Below are 592 nucleotides of genomic sequence, written 5' to 3'. Positions count from 1 at the left end.
ATGTTACGGCCACGCATGAGCTGACGCCTGAGAGCGGCGATTGGATTATCCATCCGCAAGCATGGCACTTTATTGCGCCGCAAACGCAAGACACGGAAATCCAACTGTCGTTTTACTGCGAGGCGGCGGACTATTTCAATAAGAAATACGGCATGAGCGCGACACATTCGGCCGTCCGCGCCGCCGAAGGCATCGTGCCTGTCGGCAAGGTTTTGGATATGGGCTGCGGCCAGGGGCGCAATGCGCTGTATCTGGGTTTGAAAGGTTTTGACGTTACCGCTGTCGATAATAATCCCCATGCGGTTCAAAACGTGGAAGAGCTGGCGCGTATTGAAGAGTTGAATGTTCGCGCGTTTGAATACGACCTCAACGCCGCCAATATTCAGGAAAACTTCGATTATATGGTGGCGACCGTAGTGTTTATGTTCCTGATGCCGCGTTATGTTCCTGATGTGATTGCCAATATGAAGGAACACACCAACCCCGGCGGCTACAACCTGATCGTGTCTGCGATGGATACGGAAGATTTTCCTTGTCCGATGCCTTTCCCGTTCAAGTTTGGCGAGGGCGAGCTGCGCGAATACTATAAGGA

Annotated in this window: 1 protein-coding gene; it reads left to right on the top strand. The window is 52.4% G+C overall.

The genetic code is table 11. The features are described 5' to 3' along the window. The coding region (gene tehB / locus ACTHUR_RS16090) for a tellurite resistance methyltransferase TehB (RefSeq protein ID WP_440399678.1) at positions 1-592 on the top strand (592 nt) is incomplete at both ends.

It is taken from the genome of Neisseria sp. P0021.S007 (assembly GCF_051956855.1).
The sequence above is the reverse complement of the archived record's forward strand: the minus strand, read 5'-3'. Positions and strand labels throughout refer to the sequence as shown.